This window comes from Hydrogenophaga sp., from assembly GCF_019635465.1.
In the GTDB taxonomy this organism is placed as follows: Bacteria; Pseudomonadota; Gammaproteobacteria; order Burkholderiales; family Burkholderiaceae_C; genus Hydrogenophaga.
The window spans coordinates 130,375-150,818 of sequence record NZ_JAHBZK010000010.1; the positions used below are offsets into that span (position 1 = coordinate 130,375).

A 20,444-nucleotide genomic window follows, 5' to 3' on the forward strand; every position below is an offset into this window, starting at 1 on the left:
GTCGCTCCGCTCCCGGCAAAGCACACTGTGCCCACCCTTGACCCCGCACTCGTCGACTCGCTCGAACGCTTCGTGCGCGCCCAGTCCGACGCCTACGCCCAGGCCCTGGTCGAACTGCGTGCCGGCCACAAGCAGACGCACTGGATCTGGTACGTGCTGCCGCAGTTGCGTGCGCTGGGCCGCAGCCCCATGGCGCGGTACTACGGCATGGCCGACCGGCGCGAGGCCGCGGCGTATGCCGCGCACCCGGTGCTCGGGCCGCGGTTGATCGAATGTGTGCTTGCCTTGCAAGCCCATGCGGATCGCAGCGCCGTTGACATGCTGGGCGAGGTGGACGCCATGAAGTGGCGCTCCTGCCTGACGCTGTTTGCCCTGGTCGCGCCGCATGAACCGTGTTTCCTGGCGGCGCTGAGTACCTTTTATGGCGGTCAACTCGACCCTCAGACCGTGCGCTGGCTTGACGCAGATGAGGCCGCTTGAGTCCGTGCCATGAGCGTTGCCGCCGCTGCCAGCAGCACGGCCAGGGTGGCCGCAGCGAAGCTCCAGCGCAGGCCCGCTGTCAGTGCTGGCGCGCTGGCGTCGGCGAGCGAGACCGTGCGCGCGCCCAGCTGGAACACGGTGCCCATGGCCGAGGCCCCGGTGATGAGGCCGAGGTTGCGCGACAGATTGAGCAAACCGGAGACCAGACCGCGCTGGTCGGCACTCGCGCTGGCCATCACCCCCGTGTTGTTGGCGGCCTGGAAGGCGGCGTAGCCAGCGGTGAGCAAGGCCAGCGCGCCGGCGTAGCCTGCCGCACCCCACAGTGGCGCCGACCAGGGCATGGTCACGCTGCCGGCCAGCATCAGGCCCAGGCCGGCGTGGCCGACGCGGGTGTGGCCCATCCGGTCGACCAGGCGGCCAGCCGGCGCACCCACCAGCGCCGCCACCAGCGGCCCGACCGACATGAGCAAGCCCATGCGGGTGGTGGTCAAGCCCAACGCACCGGCCAGGTAGAACGGCCCGACCACCAGCGTGGCCATCACCACCGCTGTGACCAGCGCGTTGGCAACAAAGCCTGCGGCCAAGGTGGGTTGGCGCAGAAGCGCCGGGCGAATCAAAGGCGCTGTTGCGCGCCGCTGTGTCCACACGAACGCCGCCGCGCCCAGCGTTGTCGCCAGCCACAGGGCGGCGCGAACACTGCCTGCCTGCCCCTGGCCCAGCGTCAATGCCAGGGCATAGCTGCTCAATGTGGCGGTGAGCAGCACGGTGCCCGTCAGGTCGAAGCGCACTTTGGCGGCGGTAATGGGGGTGGTTCGCGGCAAGTGGCGCACGGCCATGGCCCAGGCCACCATGCCCAGCGGCACGTTGATCCAGAACACCGCGGACCACCCGGCCATGCCGATCAACACCCCGCCCAGGGTAGGGCCCAGTGCCGTGCCGACGGCCGATACCGTGCCCAGCCAGCCCATTGCGGCGCCGGCCTTGCCCTTGGGCACCACCTCACTCACCAACGCCAGCGTGAGCGCCATCAGGGTGGCCGCGCCCGCACCTTGCGCCACGCGTGCTGCAATCAGCCAGCCCAGGCCGGGGGCGATGGCGGCGGCCGCACTGGCCAGGGTAAAGACCGCCAGACCGCTCAGCAGCAAGCGGCGACGGCCCACCAGATCGCCCAGGCGACCGGCGCTGACCACCAGCGCGGTGATGGTCAGCAGGTAGGCAATCACCACCCATTGCACCGTGGCGAACGCCGCGCCGAAAGTCTGTGTGAGGCTGGGCAAGGCCACGTTGGCAATGCTGGTGCCCAGCGCCGGCAGCAGCATCACCAGCGACAGGGCGGCCATCACCGGGCGACGGTTCGTTGGCTCGGTCGTCGAGGCCCCGGGTTGGGCGTGTGGGGAGAGGGGGGCATCGTCGGTGCGATGCGGTGCTGGCGCGTTCATGAGGGGGTTCCTGCGGCGGTGTTGATCTGGGTGGACCGATGCTAGGAACCGCCCCCGTTGGGCGGAAGGCGCGTGGCGCGCACGCCCATCGTGCACGCCACGCCATGCCAGGGAGTGCTATGTTGCCGCTCCATGTCCGATCCCGACTACAACCTGCTGCGCACCCTGCACGTGCTGCTGACCGAGCAGAACGTGGCGCGCGCGGCCAGGCGCTTGCAGCTCAGCCCATCGGCCATGAGCCGTGCCCTGGCCCGGCTGCGCGAGAGCACCGGCGACGCCTTGCTGGTGCGCGCGGGCCGGGGCCTGGTGCTCACGCCGCGGGCGCTGGAACTGCGCGAGCAGGTTGGCCCTTTGGTGCAGCAGGCCGAGACGGTGCTGCGCCCCCTGCAACGGCTGGACCTGGCGACCTTGCAGCGCACGTTCACCCTGCGCTGCAGCGACGGTTTCGTCGAGAACTTCGGCGCAGCTTTGTTCCAACGCGTGGCCACCGAAGCGCCCGGCGTGCGCCTGCGCTTCGTGCCAAAGCCCGACAAGGACAGCACCGGCTTGCGCGAAGGCAGCATCGACCTCGAGACCGCGGTCATCGGCCCGGCCATGGGCCCCGAGATCCGCACCCAGGCCCTGTTTCGCGACCGCTGGGTTGCCGTCGTCCGCGAGGGCCATCTCCTCATGGGCCGCACCCTCACGGCGCAAGACATCGCGGCCCATCCGCAGGTGTCGGTCTCGCGGCGCGGCATCACCGGTGGCCCGGTGGACGAGGCGCTGACCGCACTGGCGCTGCGGCGCAACGTCGTCGCCATCACCAGCGGCTACGTTGCCGCGCTGGCCCTGGTGCGCGGTACCGACTTGCTCACCTGCGTGCCCGATCGCCACACCGCCAACCTGCGCGCCGGCCTGCATGCGCTGCCGCTGCCCTTTGCCACGCCTGAACTCAGCATCGCCCTGTGCTGGCACCCGCGCATGCAGTCGGATGCGGCGCATGTCTGGCTGCGGGGCGTGGTGATGGGGTGTTGCGGCGAGCAGTGAGGCGGGCGGTGAGGCAGTAGGCTAAGGTCGCCGCCACTCGAAAACCTATAATGCTGCGCCGCACAACAGGCGTGCGCTGCCCTGCCGTGACAGACCTCTTGGCGGCAGGGATTGCGCGCCCTTGATGCCGCTCTGCATCTCTGCCCTCCGGTTCGCAATCACTGCACCGTTGCGGTTCCTGGGTTCAACCCGCACTCTGTTTCCGCTCACTGATCCCGTCGCCGCTTCATCGCGGTGGCCGCTTCGTCATGACCCTTCAATCACTTCGCACCGTGTGGTTCTCCAACACACGCAACGACCTGCTGGCGGGGCTGGTGGTGGCGCTTGCGCTCATACCCGAGGCCATCGCGTTTTCCATCATCGCGGGCGTGGACCCCAAGGTGGGCCTCTATGCCTCGTTCTCCATCGCGACCATCATTGCCTTCGCGGGTGGGCGCCCGGGCATGATCTCAGCGGCCACCGGCGCGATGGCGCTGGTCATGGCGAGTCTGGTGAAGAACCACGGTCTGGACTACCTGCTGGCCGCCACGGTGCTCGCGGGCGTGCTGCAGGTGTTGGCGGGCTGGGCGCGGCTGGGCTCGCTGATGCGCTTCGTGTCCCGTTCGGTGGTCACCGGATTCGTGAACGCGCTGGCCATCCTCATCTTCCTGGCGCAGTTGCCCGAACTCATCAACGTCACCTGGCATGTGTACGCGATGACGGCGGCGGGGCTGGTCATCATCTATGGCCTGCCATACCTCACCAAGGTGGTGCCGTCGCCGCTGGTCACCATCGTCGTGCTCACTGCAGTCGCCATCGCGCTGGGGCTGGACATTCGCACCGTGGGCGACATGGGGGCCTTGCCCGACAGCCTGCCGTCGTTCCTCGTGCCCAACGTGCCATGGACGCTCGAGACGCTGGCCATCGTCCTGCCCTATTCGGCGACGCTGATGGTGGTGGGGCTGCTGGAGTCGCTGATGACCGCCACCATCGTGGACGACATGACGGACACCCGGAGCAACAAGAACCGCGAGTGTGTGGGGCAGGGCGTGGCCAACATCGCCACCGGTTTCATCGGCGGCATGGCGGGCTGCGCCATGATCGGCCAGTCCGTCATCAACGTGAAGTCTGGTGGGCGCGGGCGCCTGTCCACACTCACCGCAGGTGTCGTGCTGCTCATCCTGGTGGTGTTCCTTGGCGACTGGGTGGCCCGCATCCCGATGGCGGCCCTGGTGGCCGTGATGATCATGGTCTCCATCAGCACCTTCAACTGGGCGTCGTTTCGCAACCTGCGGGCCCACCCCAAGAGCTCCAGCGTGGTGATGCTGGCCACCGTGGCCGTCACCGTGTACACGCACGACCTGGCCCAGGGTGTGCTCACCGGTGTGTTGTTGTCGGGCTTCTTCTTCGCCCACAAGATCGGGCAGATCCTGCTCATTCAGGTGTCGGCAGACGATGTGCAGGAGCGGCGCACCTACAGCATCTACGGGCAGGTGTTCTTCGCCTCAGCCGACCGCTTTGTGGAAGCCTTCGACGTCGACACGCCGCCGAAGCAGGTGCGCATCGACCTCACCCACGCGCACTTCTGGGACATCACGGCCGTGAGCGCACTCGACAAGGTCGTGTTCAAGCTGCGTCGCAAGGGCGTGGACGTCGAGGTGCTGGGATTGAACGAGGCCAGCGCCACGCTGGTGGACAAGTTCGGTGTCCACGACAAGCAGGTTGCCGACGACATGCTCAAGGGGCACTGACCGCGTTCAGTGGCCGTCGAGGTGCCTGCGTGGCCTGCAGGGGCACCTCAGGTTGGCATCGCTTGTGCCACGACAGGCTCGCCTTCCTGCCAGGGCAGATCAAGCCTTACCTGGGTGCCCGCAGTCGGACGCGAGACCACAACAAAGTGGGCCCCCAGCGATCGCGCCCGCTTCTCCATGCCACCCAGTCCCTTGCCCCGCGGCGTCGTTGCGGGGTCGAAGCCTTTGCCGTCGTCGGTGATCTCGACCTGCAGCCCCTGAGCGCTGCTGGCGACGTGCACGCGGATCTGTTGGGCACACGAGTGCCGGATCGCATTGCTCAGGCACTCCTGCACGATGCGCAGCAGTGGCAGGGCCTGTACCGGTGTGGGCAGGTGCGCGTCGTCGAGCTCGGCACATTGCCATTGCAGACCCATGCCCGCGGCGCGCAGCCGAGGCGCCATTCGGAAGCGCAGGTTGCCCAGCATCACGGCAAATGAGTCGCTGCCTTCGGCCATGCTGTCGATGGCCAGGCGCAGGTCGTCCAGGCAGTCGCGCAGCAAGGCGCTGGTCTGGGCTGCGCCGAGCGCGCCACGCTCGGCCAGGGCCAGCGAGCTCACGAGCTGAGAGCCCAGTCCGTCGTGCATGTCCTGCATGATGCGTTGGCGCTCCTGCACGGCGGCGCGTTCGCGCTCGCGCTTTTGCGTGTCGGCATGCAGGCGCTGCAATTCGATCTGTTGCTCCTGCAGGCGCCAGGCCAACTCCTGTTGCTGGCGCCGCTGCTGGGCCAGAAAGCCCGCGAAATCGCGCACCAGCACCAGCACGATGGCGCTGAACCAGATGGGTGAGGTCGCCTGCGTCACATAGCCGGTGTTGTGGAACACGCTGCTGCCGGAGCCGGCGAGGCTCACGTCGGCAACGCCCGCCAACAGGCCCGCTGTCGCGGCCACCAGGAAGGCCGCGTGGCGCCAGTCCCAGCTGCGCACCAATGACCTGGCCATCAACGCGAGGGGATAGACCCCCAGCAGCAGAAGGGACACGCCCCAGAGCGTCTCGAACGTGGGGGCGTAGATGAGGTCGCGTGTCCAGACGTTCAGCAAATGGCCCAGCGGGCCTACCGCTGCCCAGGCAATGCACAGCGCGGCATATCGCCGATGGCCGCGGCCGGTCTCGCCAATGAGAAACAGCCAGGTGGCGCAGGCTGTGACCGCGATGCCGGCCAGGCGCAGCGCGTGCCAATAGGGATAGAGCGGCGCCGGCATGGGTGGCAGAAAGTAGGCCACGCAGACCACCGCCCAGCCCAGCGAGGTGATCCCCATCAACAGGTAGCGTCGTTCTTCGCGCCGCATGGCGTGAATGCCGAGCAGCAGGGCTGCGCTGACGATCGCCAGATCGAAGCCCACGCCCGCCATGGTGTTCTGCCAGAAGAGGCGGCGCTCGTAGGCCGCCATCACCACGTCGGCCGGACCGAGGTAGGCCTGCGCCAGGTGCTGCAGGCTGTCGTGGCTGGTCCAGGTCACGGTGACTTCGTTGTGGCCGGTGTGCAGCAGCGCTGGCGACACAACGAAGTAGAAGGGGCGCACATGCTGCACGGCGACCGTGGGGGTGGAGCTGGGCACCTCACCCACCACCGTGCCGTTGACGGCGATGCGCCCGCCGTCGTTGAGCGACACGAAGTACAGCGCCCACAAGGGTGCGGCCGTCGGGTCCGGGACGCTCAGGTTCAGGGTGAGGCGAAAGTGCCGGTGATGGCGCGCAGCCAGCGTGCGCCGGGCAGGCAGGTGATCGATCTGGTGGCGGCTGCCGTCGTCGAGGTCTTCGACGGTACCGTACATCAACGGGACGACCAGCGCCTCATCGGCACGCACCACGGGTGTTGAAAAGACCGCAAGGGCCGCAAATGCCGCAAATGCCGCCATGGCCAAAGCCCGTGCAACGCCAAGCGCTGTGCGCCCGCGCACCTTCCCTCGCCACCAGACAAAGACAGCCTGCATTGCACGCTCCGCGCGTGGCATGCCCATCAACCTCGCGCGACGCGGATCATGCCACCAGCCGCGGCTGCGCTCCCTGCAGGGCGTCCCACAGCTCGGGGAGGCAGGCTTCGGCCGCTGCACGACCGGCTTCGCACAAGGTCGGCATGGCCGCGGTTTCCCAGATGCCTACGCGGCCTCGTACGCGCAGGTGCAGGGGCACGATGCGCTGGCCGTTGGCGCGAGCCGCGTCCAGACGTGCCTGCATCAGGTTGTTGATCAGCGACGTGGCGGCCTGCGCCGCCATGCGGCCGGCGTTGCGCGGTCGACGCGGCACCGCACCGAAGAAGCCGAGCGAAATGACGACCTGGGCATCGTGCGCGACGGCCACCGGCAGCGGGTCGCTCACCACGCCGTCGACGAGGCGCAGGTTGCCGATCTTCACGCTGGGGAACAGAAAGGGAACGGCCATGCTGGCCAACAGGGCGTCGACCACGCTGCCCTCCTCAAGCACCACGCGTTGACCCGTGGCCGCTGCCGTGGCCACCACCCGCAACGGGGTGGGCAACTGGTCAAACCGCAAGGAGCCAAAAGCGCTGCGCAGGCGTTCGGCGATCAGGCGGTTGTCGCGCAGTGCGAAGTCGGCGTCAAAGCCCGCCAGTCGCGGTGCAAGCAGTTGCAGCAGCGAGCGCCATCGCTTCTGGCGGGTGAGTTCTGCCGTCCACAGCGACGTGGCGGCGTCCAGGGCTTCATCGGGCGCCATGCCGCAGGCGATGGTGGCGCCGAACAGGGCGCCCGAGCTGCAACCGACGATCACATCAGGGCGGATGCCCTCGCGCGCCAGCCGATCGACGATGCCGATGGCGGCCACGCTGCGCACCCCGCCGCTGCCCAGCACCAAGGCGATACGGGGTCGGGCTTTGGCGCCGCCCGCCACCGGAAAGACGGGCGGAGGAAGGGAGAGGGCGGAAGGACCCGAGGTGGCTGAGAACGAAGAAAGGGCGGACTGCATGTTGCACTGCTCCAGGACGCCGGGACAGAGGCACCCGGCTTGCCGCGCGGTGGGCACAGACCCCTCGCTGCATGGTCCTGGATTCTTCGAGTCCGTCCCGGGTTTGTATGTCCCCAAGCCTTGCGCAATGGCCGCGGGCATGTCCCCAGAATTTGCGACAGAGGCCTGTGGCGGTGCCGGCCGCCGGGCGCTCAGATCAGGCCGCGCTGGCGTGCTTCAAAAACCGCTTCGCCGCGGGAGCCCACCTGCAGCTTGCGATAGACACGGCGCAGATGCGCGGTGACGGTGTGCCAGGAGATCTCCAGAACCTGGGCCACCTCGTCGTAGGTCATGCCCTTTTCGATCAGGCGCAGCACCTCCAGCTCCCGGGCGCTCAGGGGGTTTTGCTCCGGGGTGCCCATGGCCGCCGGCGCCGTGGTCCGCGCAAAGCGGCGAATGACGGAACGCGCCACCGACGCACTGATGGGAGAGCCGCCGGCATGCATCTCCACGATGCGTTCGGCGATCTCACTGCCCGGCGTGTCTTTGAGTAGGTAGCCCATGGCGCCCGCCTCGAAGCTGCTGAGCACATGCTCCTCATCGGCGAACACCGTGACGACCATGGCCAGGGCCTCGGGGTACTGATGCACCAGCCACCGCATGAAATCGCGCCCGTCCCGGTCGGGCAGACCCAGGTCCACCAGGTAGACGTCCGCCGGGCGCTGGGCCGTCAGGCTGATGGCTTCGGCGACCGTCGATGCCGAGAACTGCCACGACAAACGCGGGTGCGCGCGAACCGCGTCCTCGAACCGCCGACGCACGTCGGGCTCGTCTTCAACGATGCCGACGAGGATCGGAAGTGCAGGAGAAGAAGCGTCGGGTTGTGTCACGGAGGCTTCGGCAGGCTGAGACCGGACAACGTTGATTGCCAGGGCGTTGACTCTTTGGCTGGAAGATCGAATGTGGCGGGTGCGTTGGTTGCGTCGGACGCGTTAGCGATCGGCCAGCGCGCTGTCGATCTTCTTGCGGTCGGCGAACCGTTCAAAGCTTCCCAGCGTGCGGGTCACATTCTGGTTGGTCATGAGCTCTTTCATGGCGAGCTCCCCCAGCGTGCCGAAGGCGGCTTGCATGCCGGCACTGCCTTCGAGCTTGACGGCCGCCTTGGCCTGCGCCGCGCAGTCTTCGCTGAGCAAGCGCGTGAAGAGCACGCCCACGCGCTGCATGGCCTGATCGCGCTCTGCGTCCGTGATCGTGGACAGGCCGGCGAACTCCGGGTGTGCCGCCATGCTGACCAAGAACCACCGGGCCACGTCCTTGCGGTCCTTGCCGGTGGTGCTTTCGGCGACACAGGTGCGAAACGCTTCGCTGGCCGGACCCGCAAGGGCAGGCTGGCCCACCAATGCCCAAGCGGCGCTTGCGGCCAGAGTGATCCGGGTGGCGGCAGGGACAAAGCGCTTGATCGATGCGATGGTTGTGGGCAGTGGTGTCATGGCACGAAGTGGGTGGTTGGCTGTTTGATGGGATGGGCCCGAAGATGGTGCATTGCTCTCGCCCGCGGCGTCTCAGTCCACCACCGCCGCGTACACCAGATGCCGCATCAGCGTGCGGTAGTGCACGCGCTGGTTGGGCGCCTGGGCCATGAAGATGGCGTAGAGATCTTGCGCCGGGTCGACGAAGAAGTGCGTGCCGCCGATGCCGCTCCAGTGGTAGGTGCCGATCGAGCCCGGCACCGCTGCAACACCGGCGTGGGTGCGCACCGCAAAGCCCAGGCCAAAGCCATGGCCAGGTGGCAGCAGCGGGTTGTCGCGCACGTCGATGTGGCCCAGGTGGTCGGCCGTCATGAAGGCCAGCGTGGCGGGCGACAGCAAGCGTTGCCCGTCGAGCTCGCCGCCGTTGCGCAGGCATTGCAGAAAGCGCGCGTAGTCGTGCAGCGTGGACATCAGGCCGCCGCCACCCATCTCCATCAGCGGCACTTCGCGCGGATCGTGCATGGGCATCTGCACACCACCGTCGGGGTCGTGCGCAAAGGCCTCTGCGATGCGGTGGTGCTGTGCCGGGGGCACGAAGAACGCGGTCTCGTGCATGCCCAGGGGCTGCAGGATGTGGGCGTGCAGCCAGGCGCCGAGCGGGCCATCGGTCACGACCTCGATCACGCGGCCCAGAACGTCGGTGGCGCGGCTGTAGGCCCACTCGGTGCCGGGCTGATGGGCCAGCGGCAAAGCGGCCAGGCGTTCGCACAGCTCGGCATTGGTCTGCTGCCGGTTGCCCAGCCCGGCCTGCGCGTACAACGCATTCACATGGCCGTTGCCGGTGAACTCGTAGGTGAGGCCGGCGGTGTGGCGCAGCAGGTCCTGCACGGTGGACGGCCGTTCGGCGGCCAGCAGCCGCACGCCGTGAGGGCCGGGCACGGCAACCTGTTGCTGCAGGAAGCCCGGGATGTACTTGCCCACCGGGTCGCTCAGCAGCAGGCGGCCTTGCTCGGCCAGCATCATGACCGCCAGCGAGACGATGGGCTTGGTCATGGAATAGATGCGAAAGATGGCATCGGTGCCCATGGGCGCATCGCGCGCGGGGTCCAGGCGGCCCAGCCCGGTGTCCAGCACCACGCGCCCGCGCCGCGCAATGAGCACGGCCGCACCGGGCAGGTAGCCGCGGTCCACGTCGCGCTGCAGCACGTCGACGATGGCTTGCGTGCGGTCGGGGCACAGCCCCACCTCGGCCGGGTTGGCCGTTGGCAAATGGTGCATGTTCAAACCCCGAAGCGTTGGCGCGCCAGTGCGGCACCCTTGGCCAGCGCGTCGAGCTTGGCCATGGCGACTTCGCGGCTCATGGGGGCGAGGCCGCAGTTGGTGCACGCGATCAGCTTGTCCCTGGGCACGTACTGCAGCGCGGTGCCAATGGTCTCGGCCACCTGCTCGGGTGTTTCGATGGTGTCGCTGGCGACATCGATGACGCCAACCATGACTTCCTTGCCCTTGAGCAGCGCCATCAACTCAGGCGGCACGTGCGAGTGGAAGCATTCCAGGCTCACCTGGTCGATGCGGCTGGCGGCCAGCGCCGGGAACACCTGCTCGTACTGGCGCCATTCTTCGCCCAGGGTTTCCTTCCACTTCACGTTGGCCTCGATGCCGTAGCCGTAGCAGATGTGCACCGCGGTCTTGCAGGTGAGGCCTTGCGCGGCACGCTCCAGCGCCTTCACGCCCCAGTCGGCGGCCTCGGCCATGTAGACGTTGAAGGCCGGCTCGTCGAACTGGATGATGTCCACGCCATCGGCCTGCAGCGCGAGCGCTTCCTGATTCAGCAGCTCTGCAAAGGCCATGGCCATCTTCACCTTGTCGCCGTAGTAGCGGTCGGCGACGGTGTCGACGATGGTCATGGGCCCGGGCAGGGTGAACTTGAGTTTTCGCTGGGTGTGGGCGCGCGCCAGTTGCGCCTCGAAGGCGTGCACGCGGCCCTTGAGCTTCAGCGGCGCCACCACCTGCGGCACCATGGCGTCGTAGCGGTTGTTGCGGATGCCCATCTTGACCTTGTTCTCAAAGTCGATGCCTTCCACGTGCTCCACGAACCCGTGCACGAAGTGCTGGCGCGCCTGTTCACCGTCGCCGATCACGTCCAGGCCCGCGTCCTCCTGCGCCTTGATCCACAACAGGGTGGCATCGGCCTTGGCCTGATCGAGCTCCTTGCCCTGGGCCTTCCATTGCGGCCAGAGTTTCTGGGTCTCGGCGAGCCACGCGGGCTTGGGCAGGCTGCCGGCGATGGCGGTGGTGAACAGCATGAGGTGGTCTCCGTGGTTTTGGTCAAGAGGCGCCGCAGAACCGGCTTCGCCGGGCTGCGGGCGCCGCCCCCTTGAGTGGGTCGCGCGCAGCGCGGCGGGGGTGTGCGCTGGATGCGCGCTGGATGTGCGCTATGCGCGCTCGAATATCGCCGCAATGCCCTGGCCACCGCCAATGCACATCGTCACCAGCGCGTACCTGCCGCCGGTGCGTTGCAGCTCGTACAAGGCCTTCACGGTGATCAGCGCGCCGGTGGCGCCGATGGGGTGGCCCAGCGAAATGCCCGAGCCGTTGGGGTTGACCTTGGCCGGGTCCAGGCCCAGGTCGCGGGTGACGGCGCAGGCTTGTGCGGCGAAGGCTTCGTTGGCCTCGATCACGTCCAGGTCCTTCACGCTCAGGCCGGTTTTCTTGAGCACGGCCTGTGTCGCGGGCACCGGGCCAATGCCCATGTACTTGGGGTCCACGCCGGCGTGCGCATAGCCCACCAGCCGTGCCAGCGGCTTGGCGCCGCGCGCCTTCACCTGCTCGCCACTCATGAGCACAACGGCCGCAGCGGCATCGTTGATGCCCGAGGCGTTGCCGGCGGTGACGCTGCCGTTCTCCTTGACGAACACCGGCTTGAGCTTGGCCATGTCCTCGATGGTGGCGTTGGGGCGGAAGTGCTCATCGGTTGCGTAGGCCACCTCGCCTTTGCGGCTCTTGAGCATCACCGGCACGATCTGATTCTTGAAGTAGCCGGCTTCGGTGGCGCGCTGCGCGCGGTTGTGGCTTTCCACTGCGAGCTTGTCCTGGTCATCGCGGCTGATGCCCCATTTGGCGGCGATGTTCTCGGCCGTCACACCCATGTGGATGGTGTGAAAAGGGTCGTGCAGCGCGCCGAGCATCATGTCGATCAGCTTGGCGTCGCCCATGCGCGCGCCAAAGCGGGTGTTGAGGCTGGCGTAGGGCGCGCGGCTCATGTTCTCGGCACCGCCGCCGATGGCGATGTCGGTGTCGCCCAGCAGGATGCTTTGTGAGGCCGAGACGATGGCCTGCAGGCCCGAGCCGCACAGGCGGTTGACGTTGAAGGCCGGCGTGCCCTGTGCGCAGCCACCGTCGAGTGCGGCGACACGCGAGAGGTACATGTCGCGCGGCTCGGTGTTGACCACGTGGCCGAACACCACATGGCCCACGTCCTGGCCCTCGACCTTGGCGCGGGCCAGCGATTCACGCACCACCAGGGCACCGAGCGCGGTGGGTGGGGTGTCTTTCAGGCTGCCGCCAAAGGTGCCAATGGCGGTGCGCACGGCGCTGACGACGAAGACTTCTTTGGACATGGCGTCTCTCCAGGGTTGTCGTTGGTGGGGTACCCCGGGATGGTACGCCGGGCGCCTCAGGGCACGTGTCGCGCGATCACCTGCAGGCGCTCGCCGCTGGCGTCGGGCCGGGTGGCAAACAGCTCGCCCATGGCCAGCGTTTCGCCAGTGAGTGCGGTGATGTTGACCTGGTGGGTGACGTACACCCAGGTGGCCCCGGCGGGCAGGGTGCGTACTTCAGCAAGCACCGCGCGGGTCTGTGCCTCGCGCGCACCCTGGCCACCAAAGAACGAATTGAGCGGCGCCCACACCGCATGCGCACCGAAGGCCAGTTGCGCGGTATCGACGCAGCGGCACCAGGCGCTGCTGCGCACAGCGTCCACGCGCACACCTTCGCGCCCGAAGGCCGCACCCACCCGGCGTGCCTGCTCGCGACCGAGGTCACTGAGGTTGCGCTGCGTGCGGCACTCGCCCAGCCGAAGGTCCGGCGGGTCGCCCACACCGGGTTCGGTGATGGCGTGGCGCATCAGCACGATGTGGCCGCCTGCGCGCAAGGTGGCCCAGAAGTCGCCTGGCTGGGCGTGCAGCGCCGGTGTGCCCAGCAGCAGGGAGGCGGTGATGAAACGTCGTCGTTGCAGCATGGTCGCCTCCGTGCCTGAGGTGCGTCAGGCGTCGCGCACGTCGGCCACCGGGTTGGCGCCGAAGTCGGGGCGGTCCAGCCAGCCCAGCACGCGTGCGGCTGCCTCGTCGGGCGAGCTCAGCATGCCCTTTTCGCGCAGGTCGACGAAGCGCTGGCGGTCGGGGAAGCTGCCGGCGTCGCTGCCACGCAGGTGGATCTGCATGTCGGTGTCGATCACGCCCGGCGCCAGCGACACGAGCCGCGCACCGTTGGCCTGTTGCGCCTCTTCGAGCGCGCAGCAGCGGGTGAAGTGGTCCATGCCGGCCTTGGCCGCGCAGTAGGCGGCCTGCGAGGCCATGGCGTTGCGGCCCAGGCCCGACGAGATGTTGATGACCTTGCGCGGGCCCTGCCAGCCGGCCTGCACCCAGGCGCGTGTGGCCGCGAGGAAGGCGGCCGTCAGGTGCATGGGCGCTTCAAGGCCGACGCGCAGTGCGTTGGTGAGTTGCGTCTCGGGCACATCGGGCAGCGGCACGATGTCGGGCAGCACGCCGGCGTTGTTGATGAGCGTGGCGCTGGCGAAGTCGCCGGCGTTGAGGTCGGTCAGCCAGCGGGTCACGCGCTCGCGCGCACCCGTGCTGTCGGCCAGGTCTTGCGACCACTGGATCAGGCGCGCGCCGCGTTGCTGCGCCTCGGCGTCGAGTTCGGCGCTGATCTGGCGCGACAGGCACAGCAGCGTGTGATCGCTCGCAAGCAGTTGGCGGGCCATGGCCAGGCCCATGCCGCGGGAGGCGCCGGTGAGGATGTAGAGGTGGTGCATCGTGGTTGTGCGTTGTGCGTTGTGCGAAGCGTGTCAGAAAGGGCAGGGGCTCTCGAACGCGATGAGGTTGTCGGTGATCGGGTGAGGCAGTGACAGCCAGGTGGCGTGCAGCAGCAGGCGGTCGCTCAGCGCGCGTTGCGCCTCGCTGGCGTACAGCGGGTCGCCCACGATGGGGTGGCCAATGGCCTGCAGATGCACGCGCAACTGGTGGGTGCGCCCGGTCACGGGTTCGAGTTCTAACCGCGTGCCGATGTCCGTGTGGTGTCCCGGGTCTTGTGGGTGCAGCCGCCAGCGGGTGAGGCTGGGTTTGCCCAGCTTGGCGTGCACGATGCTGCGTGGCCGGTTGAGCCAGTCAATGGTCAGTGGCAGATCGATCGCCTGCCAGCCGTTGTCCGCGTCGGGGTTGCGCAGCTCGCCGGCCACCACCGCGACGTAGCGCTTGTGTGAGCGGCGCTTCTCGAAACTCGACGACAAGCGCCGCTGCATGTCGATGCCGCGCGCCATCACCATCAGGCCCGAGGTGGCCATGTCCAGCCGATGCACGATCAGGGCTTCGGGCCAGCGCGCTTGCACGCGCGCGCTCAGGCAGTCCTGGTTCTCGGGGCCGCGCCCGGGCACGGCCAGCAGGCCCGAGGGTTTGTCGAAGACGAGCAAGGCCTCGTCCTCGTACACCAGGCTGACTTCGCCCACGCTGGTTGAGTGGCTCAGGTTGCTCACGTTGTTCAAGGCGCGGGCCCCAGCGCCAGCCGCAGTTCGTCCTCGTCCACGGTGCGCGCCGCGCCAAAGCCGGCGATCTGTCGCGCGGCGACGGGCTCGAGCAATACAAAGCGGAAGTCGCTGAGTTCGGTCATGGGCGCGGCCTCGGGGAAGCGTTCAAGGTAGGCCACACGCGCCGACGCGGCATCGGGTGCTTCGGGCGCCGGCGTGAACGCCAGCACCTGGATGCTCACCCGCGGCAGCGCATGCACCGGCTCACCGGGCACCTCACCTTGCGCCACCAGCAGCGCCGCGCGCGGCTGGCGCTGCAACTGGGCGGTGTGGGGCGCCAGTGCGCTCAGGTGCAGCACGATGCAGCGCTGCGTTTCATCCACCGCAAACGGCACCATGGACACCGCGGGCGCGCCGTGTTCGTCCACGGTGGCGAGCGCGGCGGTGCGCCGCGTGTGCAGCATGTCGCGCAGCAGGGTGGTCAGGCGGGGTTCGTGCGTCATGGGGGCGATTGTCGGGCTGGCTTGGGCGTTTTGGCAGGCACAGGACAATACGGTCCATGCTGCTGCTCGCCCCCATGGAAGGATTGCTCGACGCCACCCTGCGCGATGTGCTCACGCGCCTGGGTGGGGTAGACCGCTGCACCAGCGAATTCATCCGCGTGACCAACACCGTGCTGCCCGAGCGCGCCTTCATCCGCGTGGTGCCCGAGCTGCTCAACGGGGGCCGCACGGCGGCCGGCGTGCCGGTGCGCCCGCAGCTGCTGGGCTCCGACCCGCAATTGCTGGCCGAGAACGCGGCCCGCCTGGCCACGCTGGGGCCGCCCGGCATCGACCTCAACTTCGGCTGCCCGGCCAAGACGGTCAACAACAGCCGTGGTGGTGCGGTGCTGCTCGACGAGCCCGAGCTGGTGGGGCGCATCGTGGCCGCGGTGCGGCGCGCCGTGCCGGCGCACATTCCGGTGTCGGCCAAGATGCGGCTGGGCTACCACGACGACGACCGTGCCGAAGACAACGCGCTGGCCATCACCGACGCCGGTGCCGACGAACTGGTGATCCATGCGCGCACCAAGGCCCAGGGCTACAAGCCGCCCGCGCACTGGGAGCGCATTGCCCACGTGGCGCAGGCCCTGCCGGCGCAGCGGCCGGTGCTGATCGCCAACGGCGAAATCTGGACCACCGAGGACGCCGAACGTTGTCGCGCCGTCACTGGCTGCGATCACCTGATGATTGGCCGCGGGCAGATCACGGACCCCGGCCTGGCGCAGCAGATACAAGGCGGAGAGCCGGTGGCGTGGTCGCGCATCGTGCCGCTGCTGCCGGTGTTCTGGGCCCGCGTCAGCGCCCGCGTGGAACCGCGCCACCGCGCCGGGCGACTCAAGCAGTGGCTCAACTACCTGCGTCACCGCCATGCCCAGGCGCAGCAGGCCTTTGACGAGCTGCGCCTACAACACGATCCGCGACTGATTTCTGCCTGGATCGAGCAGGCCCAGGTCCGCTGGGGCTGCCCCGATCCGGTCAAGGCAGAAACCGCGCAGGCGTGGTAACTTCCGGCCCCATTTCGCGAGAGTGTCATTTATGTCTGCACTGCAACAACGGCTGGCCGCCCTGGGCCCCGAGCGCCTTCGCGGCATGCGCCGTGGCCTCGAGAAAGAAAGCCTGCGTTCGCAGCCCGATGGCAAGCTGGCGCTCACGCCGCACCCCACGCCGCTGGGCAGCGCGCTGACCCACCCGCACATCACCACCGATTACAGCGAGTCGCAGCTCGAACTGATCACCGGCGTGCACGCCAGCGTGGACGCCTGCCTGGCCGAACTCACCGAGGTGCACCAGTTCGTGGTGCGCACCCTCAAGGCCAAGGGCGATGAAATGCTCTGGGTCTCGAGCATGCCCTGCGGCCTGCCCACCGACGAGACGATTCCGCTGGGGCGCTACGGCTCGTCCAACGTGGGCCGTGCCAAAAGCGTGTACCGCATGGGCCTGGGCCACCGCTACGGCCGGCGCATGCAGACGATTTCGGGCATCCACTACAACTGGTCGCTCCCGGGTGTGAACAACGAAGGCTATTTCGGCCTGATCCGCAACTTCCGCCGGCACGCATTTCTGCTGCTGACGCTGTTCGGCGCGTCGCCGACGGTGTGTTCGAGCTTTGTCGAAGGCCGCAACCACGAACTGCAGAAGCTGGGCGCCAGCGGCACGCTGTACATGCCGCACGGCACCACGCTGCGCATGGGGCGTCTGGGCTACCAGAGCGAGGCGCAGGGCACGCTGGCGGTGAGCTACAACAGCCTCGAAGGCTATGCCGCGTCGCTGCACGACGCCCTCACGCGCCCCTGGCCGGCCTACGAGACGGTCGGCATCCGCAACCCGGGTGGCGACTACAACCAGCTGGCCACCACGCTGCTGCAGATCGAGAACGAGTTCTACGGCACCATCCGCCCCAAGCGCGTGATCTTCCCGGGCGAGCGCCCCCTGCACGCGCTGCGCGAGCGCGGCGTCGAGTACATCGAGGTTCGCCTGATGGACCTCAACCCCTTCGAGCCCATCGGCATCGACGCGATGACGCTGCGCTTTCTGGACGTGTTCCTGCTGCACTGCCTGCTGGCCGACAGCCCGCCCGACACGCCCAGCGAAATCCGCGAGCTGGCCCAGAACCAGCACCTCACGGCCGCACGCGGTCGCGAGCCCGGTCTCGAACTGCTGCGCCACGGCTCGCCGGTCAAGCTGACCGATTGGGGCCTGGAGCTCATCGAGCAACTGCAGCCGATTGCCGACGCCCTGGACGACCTCGACGGCACCGATGCCCACGCCATGGCGGTGGCCCATGCGCGCAGCACCTTGCGTCAGCCCGATCTGTTGCCCTCGGCGCGAGTGCTCAAGGCCATGGCCGCAGGCTACGAGGACTGCTTCATCGACTTTGCACGCGCGCAGTCGCTGCGCACCCACCAGCACCTGCTGGGACTGCCCTGGGGCGAGGATCAGCAACAGCGCTTCGAGACCATGGCCGCGCAATCGGTGCAGAAGCAGCGCGAGATCGAGGCCGGCGACACCATGCCGTTCGAGATCTACCGCCAGGAATACGTCTCGCCCGAGCGGCTGGGCCACGCACCGGTCACGGCGCCGGCGCTGGGCGCGATGACGGTCTGAACGCCGAGAGGCTCAGACCTCGCCGCCGAACTTCTTGATGAGGTTGGCGATGTATTTGTCGACCAGCTTCTCGAACTCGCCCTCGACCACCGGGGCCACCACCATCTTCATGAGACCCGGCAGGGGCACATCCACGGTGCCCACGATGGACAGCTCGATGGCGGTGGATTTGCCGGCCTGATCGGCGATCTTCCAGTGACCCCCCACCTGGGCGTTGCCCACGCCCTTGACCGGCGTCCATTTCACGGTGCCGGTGCCCTTGGCGGCGTCGAACTTGCTGGTGTACTTGCTCGCATACACCGTCTGGATGTTGACCTGCGCGGTGCCCACCTTCTCCATCTCCCACTGGTAGGCGCCGTCGCCCAGGTCGGTGAGTTTCTCGACCTTGGGGAAATGGCTCACCGAAGCAGGCACGTCGGACAGCAGCTTGAAAACGTCGGCCGCCTTGGCCTTGACGGCGAATTCGTAGCCGAGGTCGATCTTGACGGTGATGGCCATGTCTGCCTTTCGGGTGGGTTGCGGGCGCGGCCATTCTAGGCAGGAGCCCTCAGGCCTGCGCTGCGGGCTTACCCCCGGGGCAGGGCACAATCCCCGCCTTTCGTTGCAGCATCTCCCCATGAGCGTCCAGTGGTTCCCCGGTCACATGCACCTCACGCGACAGGCCATTGCCGATCGCGTGAAGACCATCGACGTTGTGATCGAAATGCTGGACGCGCGCCTGCCCGGCTCCAGTGCCAACCCGCTGCTCGCGGAACTCACGCGCGGCAAGCCGGCGCTCAAGATCCTGAACAAGCAGGACCTCGCCGACCCGCAGCAGACGGCGGCTTGGCTGGCCCATTACCAGGCCCAGGCCGGCACCCGGGCGCTGGCGCTGGACGCCAGCGACACCGCACCGGCCCGTCGGTTGATCGCGGCCTGCCGCGAACTGGCACCGTTGCGCGGCGGCATGGTCAAGCCGATGCGGGTGCTGATCTGCGGCATCCCCAACGTGGGCAAGTCGACGCTGGTCAACACGCTGCGCGGCGGCAAGCGCGCCGCCAAGACCGGCGACGAGGCTGGCATCACCAAGGTCGAGCAGCGCATCGTGCTGGCGGACGATTTCTACCTGTTCGATACACCCGGCATGTTGTGGCCGCGTATCGCCATCGAAGCCAGCGGCTACCTGCTGGCCGCCAGCGGCGCCGTGGGGCGGAACGCCTACGACGACGAAGAAGTTGCGCTGGCCTTGCTGGTGCAGATGTTGCGCCACCACGCCGACCGGCTGCAGGCCCGCTACAAGTTGGGCGACCTCGCCGGCCTGAGCGACGAAGCCGTGCTGGCCGAGATCGGCCGCAAGCGCGCGCCGCTGCTGCCCGGCGGCCGGCCGCATATGCAGAAGGCCGCCGAGATCGCGATCCACGACTTTCGCAGCGGCGCCTGGGGGCCGGTTACGCTGGAGACGCTGGAAGAGTTCAAGCAGTGGGAGGCGCAGGCGAAGCTGCTGGATGCCGAGCGCGAGGCCAGGCGGGCGGCGCGCAGTCACAAGAAGAAAAAGCTGCCGCAACGCGGGCAGGGCGGCGATGACGGGGGCGGCGTGGGCTGACCCGCGTTGACAGGGGATACGAGCCGGCCCCGCCGCCGCGCAATGCGGCATCATCCGGGGTAACACGCCCACCCCGGAGTTCTCCCATGCAGCCCGCCCCGATCCGCTCGATCCTGATCGCCAACCGTTCCGAAATCGCGATCCGCGTCATGCGCGCGGCCAACGAGATGCGTATCCGCACCGTGGCCATCTACTCGCAACAGGACCGGCAATCGTTGCACCGCTTCAAGGCCGACGAGAGTTACCTCGTCGGCGAAGGCAAGAAGCCGCTGGCGGCCTACCTGGACGGCGAGGACATCCTGCGCATCGCGCGTGATGCCGGTGTCGACGCCATCCACCCCGGCTACGGTTTCCTGTCCGAGAATCCCGACTTCGCCGACGCCGTGGTGGCCGCCGGCCTGCGCTGGATCGGCCCGCGCGCCGAGGTGATGCGCACGCTGGGCAACAAGGTCGCGGCGCGCCACGCGGCGGTGGCGGCCGGCGTGCCGGTGATGCCGGCCACGCCGCCGCTGCCGCTGGACCTGGACGAATGCCGCCGCCTGGCCGAAGGCATCGGATTTCCGGTGATGCTCAAGGCCAGCTGGGGTGGTGGCGGGCGCGGCATGCGTGTCATCGAGTCCGCGGCCGACCTGCCGGGCGCGCTGGAAGCCTCGCGGCGCGAGGCGCTGGCGGCCTTCGGCAACGACGAGGTCTATTTCGAGAAGCTGATCCGGCGCGCGCGCCATGTCGAGGTGCAGATACTCGGCGACACGCATGGCAACGTCGTGCATCTCTTCGAACGCGACTGCTCCATCCAGCGGCGCAACCAGAAGGTCGTGGAACGCGCGCCGGCTCCCTATCTGAGCGACGAACTGCGCCAGGAACTGTGCGGCTATGCGCTGAAGATCGC

20 protein-coding genes are annotated in these 20,444 nt (G+C 68.2%); 7 read left to right on the top strand and 13 right to left on the bottom strand.

Annotated features, from left to right (window positions below):
• Positions 1–27: 27 nt before the first annotated feature.
• A complete protein-coding gene (locus KF871_RS11240) occupies positions 28–480 on the top strand; it encodes a DUF1810 domain-containing protein (protein WP_291142108.1) in 453 nt (150 codons plus the stop codon).
• Here the strand turns inward: KF871_RS11240 and KF871_RS11245 are convergent.
• On the bottom strand, positions 441–1,919 hold the full coding sequence (locus tag KF871_RS11245) for an MFS transporter (RefSeq protein ID WP_291142112.1): 1,479 nt from the start codon (positions 1,917–1,919) through the stop codon (positions 441–443). The genes KF871_RS11240 and KF871_RS11245 overlap by 40 nt on opposite strands.
• Positions 1,920–2,051: 132 nt before the next feature.
• Here KF871_RS11245 and KF871_RS11250 point away from each other — a divergent pair, with 132 nt between their 5' ends.
• Both KF871_RS11250 and KF871_RS11255 read left to right on the top strand, forming a co-directional pair.
• On the top strand, positions 2,052–2,945 hold the full coding sequence (locus tag KF871_RS11250; RefSeq protein WP_291142115.1) for a LysR family transcriptional regulator: 894 nt from the start codon (positions 2,052–2,054) through the stop codon (positions 2,943–2,945).
• Positions 2,946–3,193: 248 nt separating this feature from the next.
• Positions 3,194–4,675, top strand: coding sequence for a SulP family inorganic anion transporter (locus tag KF871_RS11255; RefSeq protein ID WP_291142118.1), 1,482 nt, complete (start codon positions 3,194–3,196; stop codon positions 4,673–4,675).
• 47 nt (positions 4,676–4,722) lie between these two features.
• On the opposite strand, the gene KF871_RS11260 is transcribed toward KF871_RS11255, so the two are convergent.
• The 11 genes from KF871_RS11260 to KF871_RS11310 form a co-directional block, all read right to left on the bottom strand.
• Positions 4,723–6,573, bottom strand: a complete 1,851-nt coding sequence (locus KF871_RS11260; RefSeq protein ID WP_291142121.1) for an ATP-binding protein — start codon at positions 6,571–6,573, stop codon at positions 4,723–4,725.
• 121 nt (positions 6,574–6,694) lie between these two features.
• On the bottom strand, positions 6,695–7,636 hold the full coding sequence (locus KF871_RS11265) for a patatin-like phospholipase family protein (protein ID WP_291142123.1): 942 nt from the start codon (positions 7,634–7,636) through the stop codon (positions 6,695–6,697).
• Between the two features lie 191 nt (positions 7,637–7,827).
• Complete coding sequence (locus tag KF871_RS11270) at positions 7,828–8,505, bottom strand: response regulator transcription factor (RefSeq protein WP_291142126.1); 678 nt, start codon at positions 8,503–8,505, stop codon at positions 7,828–7,830.
• A gap of 102 nt (positions 8,506–8,607) precedes the next feature.
• On the bottom strand, positions 8,608–9,105 hold the full coding sequence (locus KF871_RS11275) for a hypothetical protein (protein WP_291142129.1): 498 nt from the start codon (positions 9,103–9,105) through the stop codon (positions 8,608–8,610).
• A gap of 72 nt (positions 9,106–9,177) precedes the next feature.
• The gene (locus KF871_RS11280; protein ID WP_291142132.1) at positions 9,178–10,362 is read right to left on the bottom strand and encodes a serine hydrolase; all 1,185 of its coding nucleotides are present in this window, start codon (positions 10,360–10,362) and stop codon (positions 9,178–9,180) included.
• Between the two features lie 2 nt (positions 10,363–10,364).
• Positions 10,365–11,387, bottom strand: a complete 1,023-nt coding sequence (locus KF871_RS11285; protein WP_291142180.1) for a methionine synthase — start codon at positions 11,385–11,387, stop codon at positions 10,365–10,367.
• 132 nt (positions 11,388–11,519) lie between these two features.
• Positions 11,520–12,704, bottom strand: coding sequence for a beta-ketothiolase BktB (bktB, locus tag KF871_RS11290; RefSeq protein WP_291142135.1), 1,185 nt, complete (start codon positions 12,702–12,704; stop codon positions 11,520–11,522).
• Positions 12,705–12,760: 56 nt separating this feature from the next.
• Positions 12,761–13,324, bottom strand: a complete 564-nt coding sequence (locus tag KF871_RS11295; RefSeq protein ID WP_291142138.1) for a histidine phosphatase family protein — start codon at positions 13,322–13,324, stop codon at positions 12,761–12,763.
• A 24-nt stretch (positions 13,325–13,348) separates the two neighbouring features.
• Entirely contained in the window at positions 13,349–14,119 is a 771-nt protein-coding gene (locus tag KF871_RS11300; protein WP_291142141.1) for an SDR family NAD(P)-dependent oxidoreductase, read from the bottom strand.
• Positions 14,120–14,152: 33 nt separating this feature from the next.
• Entirely contained in the window at positions 14,153–14,836 is a 684-nt protein-coding gene (locus KF871_RS11305; protein ID WP_367172051.1) for an RluA family pseudouridine synthase, read from the bottom strand.
• 5 nt (positions 14,837–14,841) lie between these two features.
• Complete coding sequence (locus tag KF871_RS11310; protein ID WP_291142147.1) at positions 14,842–15,330, bottom strand: HugZ family protein; 489 nt, start codon at positions 15,328–15,330, stop codon at positions 14,842–14,844.
• A gap of 56 nt (positions 15,331–15,386) precedes the next feature.
• Between KF871_RS11310 and KF871_RS11315 the strand changes: the two genes are divergently transcribed.
• Positions 15,387–16,373, top strand: coding sequence for a tRNA-dihydrouridine synthase (locus tag KF871_RS11315; protein WP_291142149.1), 987 nt, complete (start codon positions 15,387–15,389; stop codon positions 16,371–16,373).
• 31 nt (positions 16,374–16,404) lie between these two features.
• Positions 16,405–17,973, top strand: a complete 1,569-nt coding sequence (gene gshA / locus KF871_RS11320) for a glutamate--cysteine ligase (protein ID WP_291142152.1) — start codon at positions 16,405–16,407, stop codon at positions 17,971–17,973.
• A 12-nt stretch (positions 17,974–17,985) separates the two neighbouring features.
• On the opposite strand, the gene KF871_RS11325 is transcribed toward gshA, so the two are convergent.
• Positions 17,986–18,471: an SRPBCC family protein gene (locus KF871_RS11325; RefSeq protein WP_291142155.1), complete on the bottom strand. Its 486-nt coding sequence runs from the start codon at positions 18,469–18,471 to the stop codon at positions 17,986–17,988.
• A 118-nt stretch (positions 18,472–18,589) separates the two neighbouring features.
• Here KF871_RS11325 and ylqF point away from each other — a divergent pair, with 118 nt between their 5' ends.
• On the top strand, positions 18,590–19,555 hold the full coding sequence (ylqF, locus tag KF871_RS11330; protein WP_291142158.1) for a ribosome biogenesis GTPase YlqF: 966 nt from the start codon (positions 18,590–18,592) through the stop codon (positions 19,553–19,555).
• A gap of 86 nt (positions 19,556–19,641) precedes the next feature.
• The coding region (locus tag KF871_RS11335; protein ID WP_291142161.1) for a biotin carboxylase N-terminal domain-containing protein at positions 19,642–20,444 on the top strand (803 nt) is incomplete at its 3' end.